The organism is Roseimarinus sediminis (assembly GCF_050433125.1).
GTDB classification, from domain to species: domain Bacteria; phylum Bacteroidota; class Bacteroidia; order Bacteroidales; family Prolixibacteraceae; genus Roseimarinus; species Roseimarinus sediminis.
The window spans coordinates 38,449-59,631 of sequence record NZ_JBNPXV010000002.1; the positions used below are offsets into that span (position 1 = coordinate 38,449).

17 protein-coding genes are annotated in these 21,183 nt (G+C 44.7%); 1 reads left to right on the top strand and 16 read right to left on the bottom strand.

The genetic code is table 11. The features are described from left to right. Position 1 precedes the first annotated feature (1 nt). A complete protein-coding gene (locus FHS86_RS03170; RefSeq protein ID WP_429411060.1) occupies positions 2-958 on the top strand; it encodes a lipoate--protein ligase in 957 nt (318 codons plus the stop codon). Here FHS86_RS03170 and FHS86_RS03175 read toward each other — a convergent pair. The 16 genes from FHS86_RS03175 to FHS86_RS03250 form a co-directional block, all read right to left on the bottom strand. Beyond that, entirely contained in the window at positions 955-3,492 is a 2,538-nt protein-coding gene (locus FHS86_RS03175; RefSeq protein WP_429411062.1) for a carboxypeptidase regulatory-like domain-containing protein, read from the bottom strand. The two genes, FHS86_RS03170 and FHS86_RS03175, sit on opposite strands and share 4 nt — an antisense overlap. An 8-nt stretch (positions 3,493-3,500) precedes the next feature. Next, positions 3,501-5,021: a carboxypeptidase-like regulatory domain-containing protein gene (locus tag FHS86_RS03180; protein ID WP_429411064.1), complete on the bottom strand. Its 1,521-nt coding sequence runs from the start codon at positions 5,019-5,021 to the stop codon at positions 3,501-3,503. A 33-nt stretch (positions 5,022-5,054) separates the two neighbouring features. Beyond that, the gene (locus FHS86_RS03185; protein WP_429411066.1) at positions 5,055-6,593 is read right to left on the bottom strand and encodes an aspartyl protease family protein; all 1,539 of its coding nucleotides are present in this window, start codon (positions 6,591-6,593) and stop codon (positions 5,055-5,057) included. 11 nt (positions 6,594-6,604) lie between these two features. Further along, positions 6,605-7,582, bottom strand: coding sequence for a FecR family protein (locus FHS86_RS03190; protein WP_429411068.1), 978 nt, complete (start codon positions 7,580-7,582; stop codon positions 6,605-6,607). A gap of 95 nt (positions 7,583-7,677) precedes the next feature. Continuing rightward, positions 7,678-8,283: an RNA polymerase sigma-70 factor gene (locus tag FHS86_RS03195; protein WP_429411070.1), complete on the bottom strand. Its 606-nt coding sequence runs from the start codon at positions 8,281-8,283 to the stop codon at positions 7,678-7,680. Positions 8,284-8,410: 127 nt separating this feature from the next. After that, positions 8,411-8,956, bottom strand: a complete 546-nt coding sequence (locus FHS86_RS03200) for a 2'-5' RNA ligase family protein (RefSeq protein WP_429411072.1) — start codon at positions 8,954-8,956, stop codon at positions 8,411-8,413. A gap of 81 nt (positions 8,957-9,037) precedes the next feature. After that, positions 9,038-10,663 carry an amidohydrolase gene (locus FHS86_RS03205; RefSeq protein WP_429411074.1) on the bottom strand — a complete coding sequence of 542 codons (1,626 nt, stop codon included), beginning with the start codon at positions 10,661-10,663 and terminating at the stop codon, positions 9,038-9,040. A 239-nt stretch (positions 10,664-10,902) separates the two neighbouring features. Then, complete coding sequence (locus FHS86_RS03210; RefSeq protein ID WP_429411076.1) at positions 10,903-11,343, bottom strand: ArsC/Spx/MgsR family protein; 441 nt, start codon at positions 11,341-11,343, stop codon at positions 10,903-10,905. 135 nt (positions 11,344-11,478) lie between these two features. Next, positions 11,479-12,564 (bottom strand): TIGR04133 family radical SAM/SPASM protein, encoded by a 1,086-nt coding sequence (locus FHS86_RS03215; protein WP_429411078.1) that lies wholly within the window; start codon positions 12,562-12,564, stop codon positions 11,479-11,481. Further along, complete coding sequence (locus FHS86_RS03220) at positions 12,561-12,995, bottom strand: radical SAM-associated putative lipoprotein (protein ID WP_429411080.1); 435 nt, start codon at positions 12,993-12,995, stop codon at positions 12,561-12,563. The genes FHS86_RS03215 and FHS86_RS03220 overlap by 4 nt, the downstream gene beginning before the upstream one ends. Positions 12,996-13,068: 73 nt before the next feature. Beyond that, positions 13,069-13,773 carry a M48 family metallopeptidase gene (locus FHS86_RS03225; protein ID WP_429411082.1) on the bottom strand — a complete coding sequence of 235 codons (705 nt, stop codon included), beginning with the start codon at positions 13,771-13,773 and terminating at the stop codon, positions 13,069-13,071. 27 nt (positions 13,774-13,800) lie between these two features. Next, positions 13,801-16,827, bottom strand: a complete 3,027-nt coding sequence (locus FHS86_RS03230; protein ID WP_429411084.1) for a glycosyltransferase family 117 protein — start codon at positions 16,825-16,827, stop codon at positions 13,801-13,803. A 112-nt stretch (positions 16,828-16,939) separates the two neighbouring features. Further along, positions 16,940-17,851, bottom strand: coding sequence for a rhomboid family intramembrane serine protease (locus FHS86_RS03235; protein WP_429411086.1), 912 nt, complete (start codon positions 17,849-17,851; stop codon positions 16,940-16,942). Between the two features lie 2 nt (positions 17,852-17,853). Further along, the gene (locus tag FHS86_RS03240) at positions 17,854-18,687 is read right to left on the bottom strand and encodes a rhomboid family intramembrane serine protease (RefSeq protein WP_429411088.1); all 834 of its coding nucleotides are present in this window, start codon (positions 18,685-18,687) and stop codon (positions 17,854-17,856) included. An 88-nt stretch (positions 18,688-18,775) separates the two neighbouring features. Further along, positions 18,776-20,623 carry a DNA mismatch repair endonuclease MutL gene (gene mutL / locus FHS86_RS03245; protein ID WP_429411090.1) on the bottom strand — a complete coding sequence of 616 codons (1,848 nt, stop codon included), beginning with the start codon at positions 20,621-20,623 and terminating at the stop codon, positions 18,776-18,778. Positions 20,624-20,632: 9 nt separating this feature from the next. Further along, positions 20,633-20,941 (bottom strand): hypothetical protein, encoded by a 309-nt coding sequence (locus FHS86_RS03250; protein WP_429411092.1) that lies wholly within the window; start codon positions 20,939-20,941, stop codon positions 20,633-20,635. Positions 20,942-21,183: the final 242 nt, after the last annotated feature.

The following is a 21,183-nucleotide window of genomic DNA, read 5'->3' on the forward strand; positions in this document are numbered from 1 at the left end:
GATGCGCTGTATTGTATTACCAGGTCAGGAACCTGAATTTAATCTTGCTGCCGAGGAATACCTTTTCAGGAATTTCACCGACGATTTGTTGTTGCTGTATGTAAATCTGCCATCGGTTGTGGTGGGGAAGCATCAGAATGCAATGGCCGAAGTCAATCCAAAATTTATTGCTGAAAACAACATTAAGGTGATCAGGCGTTTAAGCGGAGGCGGTGCTGTGTATCATGATCCCGGAAACCTGAATTTTTCTTTTCATCAAACGGTCGATGATCCTGCCAGGGTCTCGTTTAAATCGTTCAATGAGCCCATTGTTGAAGTGTTGAAGCTGTTGGGTGTTCCGGCTGAAATCAGTCCCCGAAACGATATTTTTGTAAATGGATTTAAGGTTTCAGGTCATGCCGAACATGTATTCCGTAAAAGGATTTTAAGCCACGGTACTTTGTTGTACGATGCCAACCGGGAGCACCTGTCGAAGGCACTTAAAAACAACTCGGGAACATTTCATGGAAAAGCCATCCAGTCGGTTCGCAGCAAAGTGGCCAACATTGTCGATTTTATGGAACATCGCTTAAGCCTGAATGATTTTATTCAGCATTTGTTGAATTTCATGTTGTCGGCCCATGCTGATAATGCAGTATATCAACTTTCAAAGAAGGATATAGCAGCGATAGCAGCGCTGGTTTCAGAAAAATACAGCCAGTGGGAATGGAATTTTGGCTATTCACCCAAATATGTTTTTGAAAAAGAAGCAGGAAACAGCAAGGTAAAAGTTCAGGTGGAAAAAGGTCATATTGTTGATTTGGAGTTGAGCAACGATGGATTAAGTACCAAAAAGCAAAATGAACTTGTTCAAAGCCTGCTTGCCTGCCCGCATGAATACCAGGCAATCAGCGAACGGCTTACAGCGCTTTTGCCCAACACCCCAATGGTGGAACAATTGATGGAAGTATTTTTCTAGTTGTCGATGGTTGAGAAAGTGCTGAGCTGACGGTGAACGATCCCATCGGCCGAGGTGATTTCAACCTGAATTACAAATTCTGTTTTTAACTCGCTGATCCGAATATTTCGTGAAATGATACCATCGGGTGGAGTGGGGATTCCTGTTTCCCAATGAAGGGTGGTGTGGTAACGGAAAATGTCGGGTGCAATGTCCGACTGTTGAAAGCTCAAATTAAGGTGTTCTGTTTCTTCTGCTTGTCGCTGTTTTTCAGAATTCATACTTCCACCGGTTTTGATCTCGATGATTCCGATGGAATTAAGTCCGGTGTAGCGTTGAATGTCGCTAGGGTTGGTGCTGATGTTAACCGAAACGACATCGAAAGGATTGACTTGTTCGAGGGCCGAAATACTGGTCCCCATTTTTTGCCCGTCGATTACAATGAGTGCTCCCTGCTGATTATTGATCGAATTGGTGCTTCCGTAAAAAACAATCTGATTACTGACGATGGAGAAGGGTTTCAGCATTTTGATTACATCGAGCAGGCTGGCGCCCGAACTCAGCATTTTTTGTGCATTCGAGGGAGATGCAGGTCGTTTGTCCCTGTTTTCGCTGCCAACTTTTTTCAGCAGTTCCTGATTCTGTTCGAAATATGCAGGACTGGTGGTGTTGTGATAGCAGTTGCTATGACCGAATGATTGGATGAGCATGATTTCATCGAGGGTTTCATCAAAACTTCGGTCAAGTTGAACCAGGTAGTTTTTCTTCCCATTTTCACTCACGGCTTTGATATTCATTTCTTTGGCTTTTCCTATGTTTGAGAAGGAGAAGCGCCCGTTTTCATCGCTCCTGGCCGAAGCAAGTGAAGGATGGTTGGGATGATCGACCATGATGGTTGCGTTGGGAATCCGGCATCCGTTTTTGTCGATTACCGTTCCGCTGAGCTGTCCGCCTTCTTTGCTTTTCCCGTAATCGACGCCATTGAGCAGATCCTGAAAATTATGGTATTTGTAGCGGTTGGCAATCAGTTCGATGTTGGTAAGAAAAATATCGAGTACTGTTTTGGGCGGAGTGTTTTGCAGTGGATAGGCAAGAAAATGAGCCTGTGGCTGAACCTCATTGTTGCAAAGGTTTTGTTGGTCAACTACTTTCAAATCGACGGTACCCGGACCAAAATGTTGCATGAAGTTGCTCAGATCAAGCTGGATGTTGGCTTCACCATTGTTTTGACTAAGGTGAAGCTGCGTGGCGATCGAGATATCAATGTCACGGTAGGGAATATTGTAAATGAGCCGTTGCGATAACACCTTAAGTTGCTTGTTGAGCACCACAAATTGTATGATGCCTGTTGGAAGATCTTTTGTAGCAATGGAAAACAAGTTGCGGTTTTTTGCATCAAAACTGAAATGATTAACAATTGTTCCCTTTGAAATTGCCAGCACAGTCAGGTGCTCACCAAGCATTTTCCCGCCGTTACTAATGGCGACACGCAGGGTAGCGTCTTCGGTTTTTACAAGGCTGAATGCACTCCCGTCGATTACCGCTCCGGGCAAGTCAAACGACTGTCCTTTCCCATAGTCCGATTGAACGATAAACTGATATTTTTGATCGGGCATGGGCATCAGGTTAATCATGCCAACTCCGTTGCTCAGCATCTTTCCAAGCCCCACTTCGTTGTGCATGGCATCGACAATTTTACCATGCACATCGATCGTTTTACCAAAGGGGTCGGTGGCTCTGTAGGTAATGCGCTGAATGGTGTTCGACAGCAGGGTTTCTCCTTCGGGGAAGAACTCGATGCTAAGCCGATCTTTACTGGTCCGAACAGGTACTTTTTTACTTGCAGTACTGTTTTTACCTGTTGTTGCAATTTGAAAAAACAAACCATTTTCTATGTTCGAAGGCAGTTTGAACCTGAATTCAGTAGTTTGACCAACTACGATGTTTTCTTTTATACTGTATAATTCATGCTGGTAGTCGAACAGGGTAAAGCTGATTTTTTCTTTTTTCGCATGCTGGGAAATGGGGCTCAGTTTTACCTGCATTTTTACCTCATCTCCTGTTTTGTAATGCTTTTTATCAAGTTGGGCACTCAGCAGGTAATCATTCTTTTTTAGAGCATTGATTAATACAGGTTGAATGGCTGCCAGCGATGCTTCGTTGATTACTAGAGTGCGGGGAGGATAGGCTATCAAATAAGCATTGCCCTCGGGGGCCCAACCGGGAATGGTGAGAAAAGCTCCTGCTTTGCCTTCCTGTAAAAGGTATTTAGCATCTACAATTACTTCGCCACTTTCCTGTTTCAACATAAGCACAATGCTTTCATTACCGGTCGGCTGCTCTAATAAACTGTTAAATGCGGTGATATCGAACCAGATTTTTTCTCCCGGAGCATAGATGTCCTTATCGGTTTTGATCACCGTTTTACTGAGCGGAAAAGCGCTTTGGTAGTGTTCGAGTTTTTCACCGACCGCTTTTACCATCTGATCCTGAGCTGTTAGGCTAGTCAGTAGTATGGTAAAAAGAAGGAGTAGGGGTGTTTTCCTGGTATTCATATCGCACTTTATTTTTTGTAGGTAATAATGAGATTGTTGTCATCGAAAAGCCGAAGGGCTTTCACCAGTTCTTCTTCCGGTTCTATGATGTTGTAATCTTCCCAGAATGAAGGATCATAACTTACAATCTTATCGGTAAAAACTTCGTTCGACTTAAATATCTCCCTGTTGCTGAATTTCTGTAAATCACCTTTTTCGATGTTGGTGGTAAGCATTTCGGAAATACTGTGAAATCTGGTTTTTTCTCTTTTTCCCCGGTCGTTAATTTTTATCTTGAATGAACTTCGGGCGGATAACAGGTACCATTTTTCGTCGATTAATTTATACTGAATGGTATAGGTGAGCTCGGTGGGAATGGCTCGTGTGTTTTTGGGTTCCTTATGAATAAGCGTATTTCGGGCATCTTTGAGTCCCTGCCGGGTGTAGCCAAATTCAATCATGGCAACGGCCCAGGTGTCCATGTCGATGTAAAGTTCACCTTCAAAAAGTATGTCTCTCAGATTGAAAACCGGTTTAAAGCTCACAACTGCAGTTTGTCGGTCGCCAATGAAGGTCATGCGCTCGAAATGGAAATCATAAAGGTGCCGGAGTTCGGCATTTAAAAAACTTTCGTTGTTTTTAACCACATCCAGCTGTGTTATGTAATACGGGCCACCCAGCAGTTTAAAGCGAATATCACTGTAAGGGCGCACTTCGGCACCTTTGCGGCCCTTAATGAATTTTACATGATCGTTTCGTAGTTCATTGTGGTAGGGAGCTTTCATCACCTGCAATACGGCTTCGGAGATGTCGGTGTAGGCATCGTTCTCGATGGTCAGTTCGCGATAGAAAGTGGTGAAAAGGGTGTAGTCGGTTTCGTAGTTTTTAACATAATTGTCGTCAAATTTTCCAAGCAGGAAATCAGCTTTGTAATTAACTACATCGACTGTTTTCAGCGCATAGGTTTTTTCATTCAGAACAACGGTTAATTCCTGTTGCCTGGTTGTGTCGGGTGCAAGGTAAGCGGTTTCGTAACCCAGCGCCGAAAAGGCCAGGGTGTCGGTCCACAGGTGTTCGGGTAGTTTGATTGAAAATTTGCCGTTTTGATTCGACATGGTACCCAGGGCTTTCCCTTTGATAGTGATATTACAGTAGGGTATGGGCTGTTGATCGGGGGAACTGATAATTGTTCCCCTGATTGTTTTCCGGTCGGGAGGTAATGTGTTTTCATGCCTTAGCGGAAACAGAACAATTTGATTGTCGAAAGCTTTATAGGTGACTTTTTCTCTGTCGATGAGCTGGTCAAGGATCCTGTATAGTGGTTGTTGTATAAACGAAGCCTTCACTTTTTCTGTTGCTTCAAGCAGTTCAGGATTGTAAGAAAAATGGAGCGCATATCGCCGGGCCAGCGAATCGAGTAACTCAGATTTCGTAATGGAATCGCTTTGAAAAGTGATTTCAACCTTGAGTCCCGGATTTCCGGATTGTGCCTTTAATAAAACAGTAGAAAGGCAAAACAGAACCAGCAGATATGTCGCTTTTTTTCTCACTATGCTGAATTAAGCAAGTTTTTTCCTTTTATCTTAAAATACTTCACTCAAATGAAAGGTAGAAGTAATCTTTTCTCCGTTACGCAAAACAGTCATTTTTATTTTTTTATCTTCTTTTTGGCGGAGCATGAGGTTCAGGTCATTCAGGGTCATTTCTTTGTGATTTTGATAGTTGACACTGAGAATCTGGTCGTTGACCCTGAAGCCGGCTTCCCATGCAGGCGAGCCTTCTATCACATTGTCGATGGTGTACACAGGGACTCCCGGTACCGGATTGATTACTTCGAGACCACTCATATTGTAATAAAACTTTTCTCTCACATCGGAGTTGGGCCGCAAAATGAGTCGTTTGTTGTAGTAGTCGAAAGTGGTTTCAAAGCGGCGCAAAACTTCGCCTCCAATAGAACCGTTCCGGTGCTCACCGGTAATAATTTGATTAATGAGATCGGACTGGGGATAGGAAACAATGGGATTACTCAATGCTTGTCCGCCAAGCCACAAGGCACTTAAGCGGGCTTTATAGCCAAAAAGATCGCCTCCCAAACCAGCTCCCAGAAATGCGTAGATGTTGTTCTCGGGTACCTGCAGGGCACTGTCGCTGGCCGATGAAAGCCATAGCGCATCACTGGCTCCTGTGTCGATCAGCAATTGTACCGGGACCACATCGCCGTTGTCCTGAATTACTTCGGAATGAACGATTGGCTTGTTGCGTACAAACGTGATGGGTAAAACAAGATCGTTTTTTCGGGGCCGGTATTTAAAAAACTGTGGTTTGTACAAGCGGATTTTTTCCGCTTTGTAATCAACTTTAATAATGTAGTGTTTGAATAAATTGAAACCAATCAAACCATGAACCGGCATGCCCAGTATTTGCGAAATCTGAAAGTTCTCATCCAGAATTACGTTGATTTTTTGATGACTGGCAGATAAGCCGGGAAGGGTAATCGTGTTGTCGCCCGACTGGTAGGCCTGGGTGGTCATTTCGCCGCCCAAACCACGCAGTTCAATCGATTTCAAATAGTTCAGATTCAGTTCTTCAACCAGTGTGAGTTCTGTAATAATTGGTTCTCTTACACCCGTGTCGAGAATGAAATTCATGGTGTCGGAACCGTTAATGCTCACGGGAATAATGATCAGGTTGCTGATTTGTTTGAAATCGATTGTGAGCGATTTTTTGTTGGTGTTTTCGAAAAGAAAACCTGTTGAAGGCTGATTGTATAACTTGTCAAAATTGATGTGTTCCGACATGGGGACATAGTCGCGTACAACCAGCAGATTATCTTCAATTTCAAAAATCAGAAAGTAGTCTTTCATGAGCATGTTGAGCACTTCCTGTACCGATTTGTTTGAGATGCTGAGGTTAATTCTTTTCCCCTTAATGAGTTTTGAGTTGTAATCGAAATCGAGATTGAACTGATCGCATATTTTTCTGATTACATCCTCAAGGGGTTCATTTTCGGCAAAAATTGAAATGTTTTGATCGAGAATGTTCTGAGGCTGCTGGGCATTTGCCCTGCTTATATTCATCAATACGATGAACGCAATCAATACGAGTTGAGTTAGTGTTTTCATGGCCGTACTTTTTATTTATTACTTAGCTGGTAGTCGTTATTTTCGGTACTTACTTCGAGCTGCAGGGTGAGCGCCAGCACATCGAGAATGTATTCGACATTCTGCTGATTAAAACTGGCGGTGATGGGCTGGTTCTGATTCACTCCATCTTCGAGCCGTATATTTACTCCATAAACTTTTTCGATGGTTCGAATGGCTTCGTTGAGCGGGGTATAGTTAAACCGAAGCTGGTGATTGGTCCAGGCAAGGCTGTTGTCATAGTCGCTGGTGTGATGCTTGCTCAGCTGACCATCAGCAACACGAAGAAGACCCTGCTCCCCGGCAGCGAGCAGCAGTGGGGGTACAGTATTGTTTTTTCTGCTTTTTAGTTCAACCTTACCGGTTTTAACCGTTACCGCCGTTAGTTGCTGTTCATCATAGGCATTCACGTTAAACGAAGTTCCAAGTACCCTGATTTGCGCATTGACAGTTTCAATTACAAAGGGTTTGTCTTTATCGGGAGTAACTTCGAAAAATGCTTCGCCACGCAGCTGTATTTTACGTTCTTTTTTACCAAATTTTTTGGGATAGCTGATTGAGGAACCCTGGTTAAGCCGGATGCTGCTACCGTCGTTGAGTTCAATCAGTGGCCTGCTGAAATCGTTGGTAGCAGTCTGAATGCTCATCATTTCAGACTTGCCCGTCATATAGTTGATAAAAAAGGCAGCTGCCAGCAACACCACTGCAATGGCTGCAACTTTAAAATATTTGTGGTAAAGATTTCTGGTGTTGGTTTTAAGCTGACTGTTGACCTTCCTCCATGCTTTATCTGCATCGTATTTTTGGTATTCAAAATATCGGTCGGCTTTTCTTAGCGCCCGCTCCGTTTCTGAATAGATCCGGTTCAGTTCCGAATCTTCCTGTTTTTCTTTCAGGAATTTTTCTTCCTCTTTACCGACAGGTTCTCCGCTAAGGATACTTGCCAATAGCTTCCATTGTTTCCGCTTCATTTTCCTGATACTAATTGTTTGTTTCTGTATTTAAGACAGCCTGAAGGCAAAATACCCTTATTGGGTTTTGAGAAAATTGTATTTTCAAGCAGAATTCAGAAGTTATTTTTCGATAAGAAAATTGAAAAACTGATTAACAGGGTGTGATAGTCTTTCAGTTCGCTGCGCAGGTGTTTGAGCGCATGGCCCATTTGTACCTCCACTGTTTTTACAGAAAGGTTCAGTTGGTTCGCAATTTCGCGGTATTTTAGTCCGTGCTGGCGGCTCAGAATGAATATTTCTCGTCGTTTGGGAGGCAATGATTCAATGGCTTTCTCAATTTTCTGCATGAGATCAATCTCCGGAAAATCATTGAATTCATCCTCGTTTTGAACATGCAGCAATTCGTCCCGGTAATTGCGTTTCACCTTTTGGTGCTGCAGGAAGTTCAGGCAGCGATTGCGTACCGAGCTAAACAGGTAGGAAGGCAAAGAACCGGTAATGTTGATGGTTTTTCGGTTTTCCCACAATTTTAAAAAGAAGGACTGAACAAGTTCTTCGCACTCGTCGGGATCGTCGATGTAACGCCGGGCAAAAACACACAAAGGAGCATAGTAGCTTTTAAAAAGCAATTCAAAGCTTTTTCGCTTTCCTTTTTTTATGTCATGAAACAATTGATTTTCGTTGTTCATTCCGCGGTGCTCCTTTGCGTTCGTTTGCATTGCGACGGACAATGTTTTGCTGCAAATTACAAATTTTAGGCCGATATTGTTAAGACAGCCCGGGATGTCTTTACCACTATCTGGTTTTGGAGTTTTATTGGGAAGACAAAGGAAAAATTGGTTTTCACTATTGGCAGAAAGGGAATTCCTTAAAAACATCCCAGTTTTTCCCGTTGTGTTTCAGGAGGTAAAGACTTTGGACCTCAAATGTTGCATCGAAAGTATGATCTTTGAATTCATTCCAGGCCTTGTGAAACATGCTTGCACTCAAATCGCGGTGTGCCAGGGTCATGTGCGGATTGAGTTGCTGACTCACTTCATTTACTTCAAAATTTAGTTGTTTTATCAGTAGGTCTTTTAAGCCGGCGTGCAGGTTCAAAACCGGATCGGGATTATTCACTGCAATGTAAATAACTCTTGGTGAAAAACTGCCATAGCCTTTTAGTTCAACTCTAAATGGTTTTTGCTGCGAGGCAAAAGCAGCAAGTTGCTCTGTCATTTTCTGCTCCAGTTTCACCACTTGTCTAAAGGGCTTTTGAAGGGTGATGTGCGCAGGAGTTTTCAGGGCATGCTGAGCCCCATAGGAGGTTTTAAATGCTTCCTTCAGTTCGTTAACTTTTACTTTTAAGGCCTCGTCGGGCATGATGGCAATAAAATAGAATCCCTGGTCCACAAGCGCATTGTTTAGTGAATTCTTAAATTCCTTTTAATATACATCCTTAAGCAACGAAATCAAAAATTGTACTTTCCGAAACTACTTATTTTCATAAATTTTCCGGCCTCCAAGCCAGGTTTCCTTTACCACTATATCCTTAATGTCAAGCGGGTTGCTTGTCAGCAAATTTTCATTCAGAATTACAAAATCGGCCAGTTTGCCCGGCGCTAAAGATCCTTTATTTTTTTCTTCAAAAGCAGCATAAGCCGCATTGCAGGTGTAGGCATCCAGTGCCTCTTTCACTGTGATTTTCTGTTGTGGAATCCAACCCCCGGGATGCAGTCCATCGAGGGTGCGGCGTGTCACCGCTGCATCGATGCCCTTGAGTGGCGATGGCGGAGCTACGGGCCAGTCGCTGCCTGCTGCAAGCAGGGCACCGGCATTGGTGAGCGAACGGTAGGCATGGGTGCCCGAAAGCCGCTCGTTGCCAATGAGTTGCTCTGCCCAGCGCCCGTCGTCAATGAGCTGGTAAGGCTGTACACTGGCAATGACCTGGTAGTGGGCAAATCGGTCAAGGTCTTCAGGAGCCACGTGCTGTGCATGTTCGATCCGAAAACGACGGTCGCGCTTAGGATGCTGTTCTTCGATTGCCTGATAAGCATCGAGCACCTGAGCCACGGCTTCGTCTCCAATGGCATGAATCTGTACCTGACGGCCCGCAAGGTCGGCCTGCTTTACCATGTTGTATAGTTCTTCTTCTGTCGAAACCAGTATTCCCCGGTCATCGGGCTGATCGGCATAAGGCTGTTTGAAGGCAGCTGTGTGCGAGCCCAGCGACCCGTCGGCAAACCATTTCAGTGCTCCGGTTTTCAGCCAGTGATCTTCTTTGAAATCAGAAAAATGCGCAGCTTCATTTGGCAGGTCTTTGAGAGAGCTGCTGTGACTGATGCGGGTAAGCAATTTTTTTTCGTCGCGGGCACGTAACAGTGCATCGAAGTATTCCGGCCTGTCCGACGATTCCCACATGTGATGAACCGAAGTGACTCCCTGTGCCGCCAGGTAATTCATGGCTGCATTGATGGCCTGGTCGATTTGTTCTTTCGAATAAGGTGGAATATGCCGGCTGATCAGTGCCATGGCATTGTCTTTAAAGATGCCGCTAAGTTCACCTTGTTCGTTTTTTACGATGGCACCTCCGGCAGGTAAAGTGACCGGGGCAGCTATTCCTGCCTTTTGCATGGCCAGTGTGTTGGCCAAGGCCATGTGCCCGTCGAGCCGACTGATAAAAACAGGGTGGTCGGGTGTTACCTTGTCGATCCACGATTTGTCGGGCAGGGTACCCCCCCAGTTGTGATGGTCCCATTCGCCACCGGTAATCCAGGTGCCTTTGGGTGTTTGCTTGGCAAAGGCTGCTATTCGATGGATGAATTCATCAGGAGTTTGAGCAGAGCGCAACTGAACCGAAGTTAGATTGAAACCTCCCATAAAAAAGTGCAGGTGGGCATCGATGAACCCAGGGCAAATGAATTGCTTTCCTGCATCGATAATTTGGGTTTGTCTGTTTGCCAGCTTTTCAACAGAACTTCGTGTTCCCAGCAGGAGTATGCTTTCACCGGCAATGGCCATGGCTTCGGCATGTGGCTGAAGCGGATTGCCTGTATAGATCGCTGCATTTACGATGATGGTGTCGGCCTTCGGTGCCAGGCCCTGTATGTTGTTTGTCATTTGTATTCGATAATTATAAAGAATACAAAGAAAAGATAAAATCCTGTTGATACCACGCTTTGCTCCCTTATTTGAAACGCTGATCAGAACGGGCTGCCCGAACCTGTTCAGGGGTTTTGTTTTCCAGCCATCCGCTTGTCGAATGTTCGGGAACATCAAACTGGCGGGCAAAGGGCTTGATGTCGAGCAAAGGGGTATGAATCGTAATAGTTGTTAAGGTTTGGTTTGGTGGTTAAGGTTTATGCAGGCTGCACTTTCTTTTGTTTCTCATTTGCTTTGGCGATCGGTATGCTGCTGATGGCAAAAGAGAGTTTTTGACTTTCCTGCGTCTTTAAGCCAATCAGCTGGTGGAGTTCTTTTTCATTGAAGCCCGCCAACTTCCGCTGATCAATAATCAGCAGCGGACGCCGGATCCATCGGGGTTTTCTGAGTAAAATATCCAGTGCTTTTGCTTCATTTAATGTTTCAAAATCGACTTTGCCTGTTGCACATAGTTTGTTAAAATTATGAAACCACGCGTTTAACGGCAAATCCTTTAAAAAACTGTAAAGCTCCTCCCTGTTCCAGGGATAACGGGTAATTTTGATTGCACTAACAGTGTGTCCCGCTTCAATGAGTTGTTGTTTTTGCTTGATGTTGTCGATGCAGCCTGTCTCTTCAAAAAAAGTGATCTGTGCCATAACATCTTCATTTTAAAATAAATAAGGCTTGTGCCCTGTAAAGGTAACAAGTCATCGGGCTTTTCGGTTCTTAAAAATTTAAGTTGGAGCTCCGTTTAAATTGGATCGCTAAAAATTATTTTGCCGCAAGTTGTTTTATTCAGCCTCTTTCAGTCGCTTAAGATGGCAAAACAACAGTTCACCCGTTTTTTCATTTCTTAGGTGCAAACCGTTGCCGAGGCATTTGTCGTAGTCGGCGCATTGGGCACATTCACCGGTTTTTGTCCAGCTGCGATCGCGGTATTTTTGATAGCGATTGCGCCAAACATCGGCAAAATTGTCCTTATAAATATTTCCCTGAATGAAATTTTCTCTCAGATTGGGGCAGGCCGATATGGATCCATCGGCCAAAACCGAGGCGACGTTGATTCCGGCCCGACAGAAAAAGAAATGGTCGCGTACTTCGTATTCGTAGTTTCCCAGATAGCCTTCACAGCCGTAACTGATGTGAATGCGCTCATCCTTTCTTTCTTCCCTGATGAAGTCGAAAAGCTGTTTGAATTTTTTAGCTTCGAGTTGTAGTAGCGGATCGTTGGCTGCGCGTCCTACCGGGAAAATGGTGAAAAGACGCCAGCGCTTTACACCCAGCGAAATCAGCATCTCCTTCATCGTAAGCAGTTCATCGATGTTGTGGCCATTGGCACAGGTAACCACATCGAATGCAAGCTGAGTATATTGGCTTAGCAATGAAATGGCTTCGAGGGCCTTTGCATAGCTTTGAGGATGTTGTCTTAACCAGGTGTGGGCAGCTTCAAGTCCGTCGAGGCTGATGGTAATTGCTCCCAGGCCGGCACCGAGTAATTGTTCGAGCCGGGCTTTGTTGAGCAGCATGCCATTGCTTACCAGTCCCCATGCATAGCCCTTTGCATTACAGGTAGTGCCTATTTCAGTCAGATCGCGCCGCAATAAAGCTTCACCGCCGGTAAGAATCACCATGGGCAGCTTATTGGGCGAAATTGCTTTTACTTCGTCGAGCACACGATAAAAATCGGAAGCAGGCATGTCGTTTATCCGGCTGTCTTTTGTGCAATCGCTTCCGCAATGGCGGCAATTCAGGTTACAACGGAGCGTGCATTCCCAAAAAAGTTGCCGAAGCTCGTGCAATTGCATTTCATTGTCACGTCGTTTCCGGTACAAAGCCCATGCTATCTTCTTTTTCAATGGCAGCTTTTCTACCTTCATTCTTGTTCTTTCAGCTGAATGTTGAATTCCTGCTCCGTTTCACCATCGTACCAGCCCTTGTCTCCGTTGACAAAATCGGGATCGGTGAAGGCAACTGTGGTATCAAGGGGAGCAAAGTTGCCATTTGCGTCACCATCGGTGTCGGTAAAACTCAATTCGAAAGTAAGGTCGCCCGGAAAATCTTCATGAACAAGCTGGTAGCTTCCGTTGGCATCGGTAGTCGTGGTATCCTGTTCGCTTGCAACCTGAATGTGCTCTATCGCTCCGCCCGATTTTGCGGCAGTTACTTTTCCTTTTACAATGTATTTGGCATGCGGTGTACCGTATTCAACCGGAGCGTCAATATCGCAGGCAGTTGTAAAACCCATCAGTGACAGGAGCGCAGCAATGATGACATTGACTGATTTCAGGAAGTGCTTTTTTAATGGCATTGGGTTGTATGTTTTGGTTTTATGCATTCAGGACTTAGGTTGCAAAGAAAAGGTTGCGTTAGTTATGAATAAATCAGATTTTTTGCATCTTCATGGCCCGATCGAATTGTTTGGCTTTTCCCTTGCAAACCTTGTTCAGCAGTTGCCAGAATTGAGGACCATGATTCATCTCAACGGTATGACATAATTCGTGAAGGATGATGTAGTCGATCAGCTCATCGGGCAGTCGCATCAGGTGAAGGTTCAGGTTGATGTTGCCCTGTGAGGAACAGCTTCCCCATTTGCTTTTCAGGTTCTTTATAAAAACTTTTTCGTAGCTGAAGCCATGCTCGTCGGCCAGCTGCCTTACTCTTTGCGGCAGAAACATTTTTGCTTCGATGCGGCATGCTTCGGTAAGCACCCTGAAAATGAAATGTTGTACTTTCTCCGATTCAACCGGCTCGTTAAGAGGAACAGTAATTACCAGCAGACTTTGCCTTCGTACCGCACGCAGGCTTCCCTGTTCTATCTGCTTGATTTGAATTTCGAATTGTTTGAGTTCAATGACTTGTCCAATGGTGCAAAGTGGCTTTTTTTCCGCTATTTTATTCTGTTGTTGTTTTATCCAGCTGGTATTTGCTTCAATAAAGGCAATTACTTCCTTTGCCGAAGCGTACCAGGGATGGTTTACACTTACGCTTCCATCGGGCTTTACCCGCATACTGATGCGCTTCGATGCCTTGCGCCGGGTAATGCTTATTTTTCCTACTCCTTCGAGCTGATAAAATGCTGTACTCACAAGCTTATTAATTTGAGCAAATCATTGTCAGCTATTGAATAACTGCTGAATTTCCCGTAATTGAACTTCCATTTTCTGAATTAGTTCAGGTCGCTTCATTTGTTCTGCGAGTTTCATGGCTTCCTGAACGATGCTGATTTCCCTGTTGATTTCTCTTTGATAGCTGTCGATATAAAAACTTCCAAGTGAGAGATAAAAAGTGATTTTTTCAAATGCTTCGTTGCTGATTATTTCAAGCAAATGATCTGCTTTTTGAGTGGCACCTGCTCCGTAACTAACATTTGCCAGCGCCAGATCGTAGTAAGTGCTGGCATAACGACCTGTGGGCAGTAGCTGATACAGCCGATCGATCACCTGAAGCGCTTTGACACTGTCGCCCTGGCTGGCTAGTGAGTGCGCCAACTGGTAGAAATTATTCTTCATCTGAACAATCTGCACGGTTTGGCGCAGGTTCTCATCAATGAAGATCGATTCGTCGCCAATGTTGCCCCATGAAAATTGATTCATGAGTCGTTCATAAAGCAAATCACTTTCAATAAGTGCTTTTTCTGTTTCATTTTTAAGCGGAAGCAAACGATAGGCAAAGCCTTCATGACGCAGGTATTGCTCCAGCTTCAAATTCGATGTTTGTATTACGCTCAGATCGAAATATATTGGGCGTTTCCATTCATTATTCGCCAGCATATCGAGGATGATCAGGTCGCTTTTTGACAGGTAGTTTCCTTTGAGCCCGATGATTATTGAATCGGCAATTTCGGCTTCCTGTTCTTGCAACATGGTGCCGCTGCTTAGTACCTGCTCCTTATCGACCGTAATTTTTAGCTGGCGTGTTGGTACATAGTTATAGCGCTTACCTCCCTGGGTTTGCAGCATGGCTCTTGGATTATCGCTTGTAGCAATATTTACAATGGTTGAGAGCTCAACCGGTCGCTGAAGATCTTCACGGACGAAGATGGTATTGCGCTGATCGTGTTCATATTTCTCGCGGGCAATATTGATGGGCAATGGATCCGACTCATAAACCTTCAACTTCATCTGATCGATGTACCAGTCGCCATTTAGCAGGGTTACATTACAGATCCTGACATCGGGGCGGGTGCCTTCAACATCCTGTGCGTACCACAGTGGAAAGGTATCGTTGTCGCCGTAAGTAAACAGAATGGCGTTGGGAGCACAACTGTTTAGATAATTTTTCCCAAGGTCGCGAACAATGTAGCGGCCCGAACGGTCGTGATCATTGTAGTTCTGACTAATTAATAACAGTGGAATAAGTGTACTAACAGCGCTTGCCCCCAGCGCTGCCTTGCTCCTGAGTATTTTTTGGAGTGCTGCAGTAAGTGCCAGCACTCCGAGACCAATCCATATTGAATAGGCATAAAACGACCCCACATAGGCATAATCGCGTTCGCGGGGCTGATAGGGAGGCTGGTTCAGATAGCCCACGATGGCAATACCGGTCATAATAAACAACAGCAGAATGACATAAAAATCCTTTTTGCTTTTTCGGTAATGAAACAGCAAACCGGCCAGGCCCAGTAAAAATGGAAGCATGTAATAACGGTTGCTGGTTTCAGGATTACTGAGCGAGGCGGGCTGGTCACCCTTGTGTCCGAGACGTGCTTTGTCGATGGGCCCAATTCCTGTGAGCCAGTTTCCGTTTAGCACATCGCCATGTCCCTGATTGTCGTTTTGCCTTCCCGAAAAATTCCACATAAAATACCGGATGTACATGTGATTGAGCTGGTAAGAAATGAAATAGCGAATGTTCTCACCAAAGGTGGGTATGTATTCTGTTTTACCATTTAAGGGTACTGGCTTCCCTTTTATTTCTCCCCACATTTTGTATCCCTGACGGTGGTTGGCCTGCGTACTGTACATGCGCGGGAAGATGGTTTTAAAGCGTGTGTCATAATGATATTCGGGGCTTCCTTCTACTTTAACATATCGTTCTCCATCGGGATAATACAACGGTTTTCCATCGCTCACCTTAGTAACCGGGGCATTGTAGTAATAACCGGTGAATAAGGGGGTTGATCCGTATTGCGACCGGTTGAGGTACTTCATCAGCATGTAGGCATTTTCGGGATTGTTCTCGTCCATGGGCGGATTGGCATTCGAACGGATGATGATCATGGCATACGAGCCAAAGCCGATATAAATCATCAGCATTGAAAGGGCAATCAGATTCAGTACCGCTTTTTGTTTCTTGTGTGAATAAATGACCAGGGTTCCCAGCAAAATGGTAAGCAGAAGCACAAAGAAGAGCAGTCCCGAATTAAAGGGCAAATGTAAGGTGTTGACAAACAGGAGTTCGAACTGTTGTGCTACATTGGGCGTTCCCTGCACGAGTCCGTACATTATAAACAGAATGAGGAAGAAAGAAACTGCGAGGGTAAGCACAATCCCCTGGGTTGTTGATTTGTATTTTCGGAAATACCAGATCAGTGCAATGGCCGGAATGGCCAGCAGGTTAAGCAGGTGTACACCAATTGAGAGCCCTACCAGATAGGCAATGAAAACAATCCAGCGGTTGGCACGGGGTTCATCGGCAACATTTTCCCATTTTAGGATGGCCCAGAATACAATGGCTGTAAACAACGACGAAAATGCATAAACTTCGGCTTCGACGGCCGAAAACCAGAAACTGTCGGTAAAGGCAAAAGCCAGCGAGCCTATGAGGCCGGCAACAGTATTCAGCCATTCACGTTTTTCAGCAAGCTGGATGCGTCGTGCCAGATGTACAATGGTCCAGTATAGAAACATTATGGTGGCAGCACTGGCAAGGGCAGAAAAGGCATTCATCATGTAAGCCACTTTGTCGGGCGACGGGGCTAGCAGGGAGAAAACGCGCTGTACCAGTTGGAAAAAGGGAGCACCCGGGGGATGTCCTACCTGCAACTTGTATGAAGAGGCAATAAATTCACCACAGTCCCAGAAACTAACGCTTGGTTCAAGGGTTAACAGGTAAACTACAAAAGATAGCAGAAAAACACTCCAGCCTGCAAGCAGGTTAATTGTTCTGGCTTTTTGGGATAGTTGCTTTGTACTCGGCATCGATGTTCAGCTTTCACGGGCAATGGTAAGCATTTAACCCGTTTCGTTTATAAATTAATACGAAACAAATATAAACGAATTGTACGACTAAACCTGCACAAAAAGGTGGCCTTTAATTGGGTCGGCCTTTGTTGTTGCCCATTCTGAAAAGAATTTCTTTTTCTCTTTTTGTCAGGCTGTCGTAGCCTGAGCGGGCGATTTTATCGAGAATGTGATTGATGTTTTCTTTTTCGCTGTTTTTATTTTTGTTGTATTCCCAGTCGGTCATTTTTTGTGTAGCATTCCGACGATAGCTCACCTTCAATTTGCTTTTTCTTTTAAAAAGCTGATCAATATTGTAGAAGAAGCGGTTGAAGCCAATAGTGAAATCATTCCCTTTTTTCAGTTGCATAATGTAGAGATATCCCCACAAGGCACCTCCCAGGTGGGCGATGTTTCCACCCGCATTGTTGCCTGTAATTCCCAGAAAATATATTAATACTGAAGCGGCAGCAATCCAGATAATTTTAACAGGACCAGTAAGCAAACTGACAGGGAAGAGGTGCAGCGATAAGTTGGGCGCATACACGGCGCTGCCAACTACGATGGCAATGATCGATGCAGAGGCTCCGAGTAGTATGCCCGAACTGGCAATGCTCTCAAAGGCAGGGAAAACATTGTAGGCGGCAATGTATAGTACGCCACCGGCAAAACCGCCTGCTAGGTAAGTTCCAAGCAGTTGCTTTTCGTCGAAATAGCGCAGAAAGATCTTTCCAAACCAGTATAACCAAAGCAGGTTGAAGATAATGTGGATGAAATCGTAATGCAGGAACATGTAGCTGATCAGTGTCCATGGGCGTGTAAGCAGAACACTCAGGTCGGATGGCAAAGCAAGCCATTGGATGATTTGTGCTTCTACATTGAAAAGTGCCAGCACCACCATGATCATCCGTACCAGTAAAAATACAGCGAGATTGATGTAGATCAGCCTGGTAATAATGGATCCGTGTTTAAAGGTTTGTTTGATTTCGCCCCAAATATCCATTGTTAATAAAAGTTTGTACGGTTACTGTTCCAGTATTTAATCAGCATAAAGCCAAAAATCATTCCTCCCAGGTGGGCAAAGTGGGCCACATTGCTTCCCGGCATCGATAAGCCAAGAATCAACTCAAGCGCACCGTAGCCAATTACAAAATATTTGGCTTTGATGGGGATGGGTGGGAATAACAACATCAGCTGGGTATTGGGAAATAACATACCAAAGCCGAGCAATACACCAAATACAGCCCCCGAAGCACCTACAGTAGGAATGTTCATGCGGGCATTCACCAGTTTGCTCATGAAACTGATTGCTTCGTTTTCGTGCGAAAGCGAAGCAGGCTGATCATGCCATTGGGCAGCAAACTCCATAACTGAGGCTTTACTGAAACCCATGCTTTGAATAATACTTTGGTATTTGTTTATGAAGGTTGAAAATAACTCGGGTGTGGGTGTATTGCTAAATGCGGTAACTGCTTTAGCCATCGGTGCAATTTCGAGATAATTAACAAACGAGTGAAGTGCAGCAGCTCCAAGTCCGGTTACAAAATAAAAGATGAGAAAACGTTTGGGCCCCCATACACTTTCAAGAACACGGCCAAACATGTAAAGTGCAAACATGTTGAAAAAGAGGTGTCCTATCCCGCCATGCATGAACATATGGGTCACAAATTGAAATGGCCTGAAATATTCCGAAGCCGGATAGTAAAGCCCTAAGATCCTGGTAAGATCAATGCCCCTGGTCTGCAATAGGTAAGTGGCAAAATAAACGAGGGCATTGATGATAATCAGATTTTTTGTAACCTGCGGTATTTGTGCGAAAGGTGATCTTTGATATTGCATGTCTAAATATTTGTTCGTCGATATAACAAGTTTCGAACCATTTCGGTTTCTGTGTCAATGTATCAATTTTTACTGCCAGGTTGACACATTACCTTAGCTTTTTTTCAATTTCCTCGAGTGGTATAATCTCAAGAACCGGTTTGCCGGCCGGGGAATAATTGGGTGTTTGGCAGGCAAACAGGCTGTCAATCAGTGCGCCTGCTTCTTCTTTCGACATGGGATAGTCGTAATCGACTGCCGAGGCAATGGCCAGCGACATGGCCAGATGCTCGCGCGCCTGCTCTTTCAGGTTGCCGGCAGTACTTTTGTAATCTTCCAGCATTTTCTCAATGATCCCTTTGGCGTTGGTATCGTGCAAAAATCCTGGTATGCCATTAATTATAAATGTTTCGGGCCCAAATTCCCTGATGTCGAAACCAATGGCATTCAGGTCGGGCAACATGCTCACAAGCAGGGTGGCATCCGAAGAATTCATTTCGAGTGTTTGCGGAAAAAGCAGTTGCTGGCTGATTCCTTCCTCATTGGTGAGGATTACCATGTATTGTTCGTACAAAATGCGTTGATGGGCACGTCGCTGGTCAATTACCATCAGTCCCGATTTAACAGGAGTGAGGATGTACCTGTTTTTCATGATCAGGAAGTTTTTACCCTGTTCGGCCGGCTGATGAAAGCCCTGATCGATGAAACTGGTCTGATGATGCTGTTCATGGTTTTCCAGTTTGATTTCCTGATCGGGTGTTTGGTAAAGTTGCTCCCAATGTGCTGTATTTTCATCATTCCTGCCCGAAGAAGAAAACCCTCTTGAAGGGATCGAAATACTGTTTTCCTCAAAGGGATTGAAGTTAGGGTTAATCCTGATCTCAGGCTGAGTAAGTCCGGCATCACTGCGGGGAGGTACAGGAATGTCGATGCTGCCACTTTGATCGAAATCGATGCTGGGGGTTACATTGAATTTTCCGAGCCCCTCGCGTACTGCAGCATGCAAGAGCTGCCACATGGCCGTTTCATTTTCAAATTTTATTTCCGTTTTGGTAGGGTGAATGTTGATATCGATGGTTGAAGGATCTACATCGAAAGCGATGAAGTAGGCCGGAACCATGTCTTTGGGTAAGATTTTCTCGTAAGCCTGCATCACCCCGCGATGAAAGTAGGGATGTTTCATGAAACGCCCGTTTACAAAGAAAAACTGTTCGCCAAAGGTTTTACGTGCATACTTGGGTTGTCCAATGAAGCCGCTGATTTTGACGATTGAAGTATCATTCTGTATCGGAACCAGACTTTGATTCATGCCTGAACCAAAGATGTTTACGATGCGTTTCCGAAAGTTGGCTGCAGGAAGGTCGTAAACCGGTGTGCCATTGTGATATAATGAGAAGGCAATGCCTGGGTTGGCCAGTGCTACCCGTTGTATTTCGTTAATAATGTGTTTGAATTCAGTAGTGTTCGATTTAAGAAACTTGCGCCGGGCAGGAACATTGAAAAACAGGTTTTTAACCATAAAATTGGTTCCCTTGCTGGTCGAAACTGCTTCCTGCTTTAATAATTCCGAACCTGAAATGTGAATCAATGTACCAATTTCATCTTCGCTACGACAGGTTCTCAATTCAACTTCGGCGACCGAAGCAATCGAGGCCAGTGCTTCGCCTCTGAAACCCATGGTGTGAATGGCAAATAAATCGGTCGCTTCCCTTATTTTTGAGGTTGCATGCCGTTCAAAAGCCATACGGGCATCGGTGGGCGACATGCCCTGCCCGTTGTCGTTGATTTGTATAAGGGTTCGACCGGCGTCTTTTATCTGAACCTGTATTTTATCGGCACCGGCATCTATCGAGTTTTCAACCAGCTCTTTAACAACCGATGCCGGACGTTGAATCACTTCACCGGCTGCTATCTGATTGGCAACCGCGTCGGAGAGTAAATGAATAAGATCAGCCACTTTTCCTCCTTATCTGAGCATCAGGTACAACAATAAACCAAGAATAACTACCAGCACCAAAAGGCGTGTATTTGATTTACGCCGTTGCGAACCTGACGACCATTTGCCTTTCGATAGTCCCTTTTTAAAATCTCCTTTGGAGATGATGGGCCGGTAGTTTTTTCCTTCCTCCCTGATTCCCATTTCGGCTTTGATGCGTCGCTCGCGGGTTTCTCTTTTCTCCTTTTCCGGATCCCAGTATCTTGGTTCTACCCTGTATCCCTTGGGCTTGGGTGTATGAAAAAATCCTGCCATGGTTTTCTTTTTTATTCTTTTCATCTTACTCCGCAGTTTCATTGTTGCGGAGTAAATGATAGTAGAGCGTGCCCGTTTCTTGTTCAAAATTTATGCCGTAGCACCGCCTAACTTTCAACAAACAGGCAGATGCTTAACTTTCGTGACCTGTTTTATTGAATGAATCTACAAAGATAAGTTATTTTTCAGCCTGTAAAAAGAATGGGTGAGGAACCTTGAACTCCCCTGTTCTTTTGTGCCCCTCGGAGCCAATTTTGCAGTGCTGG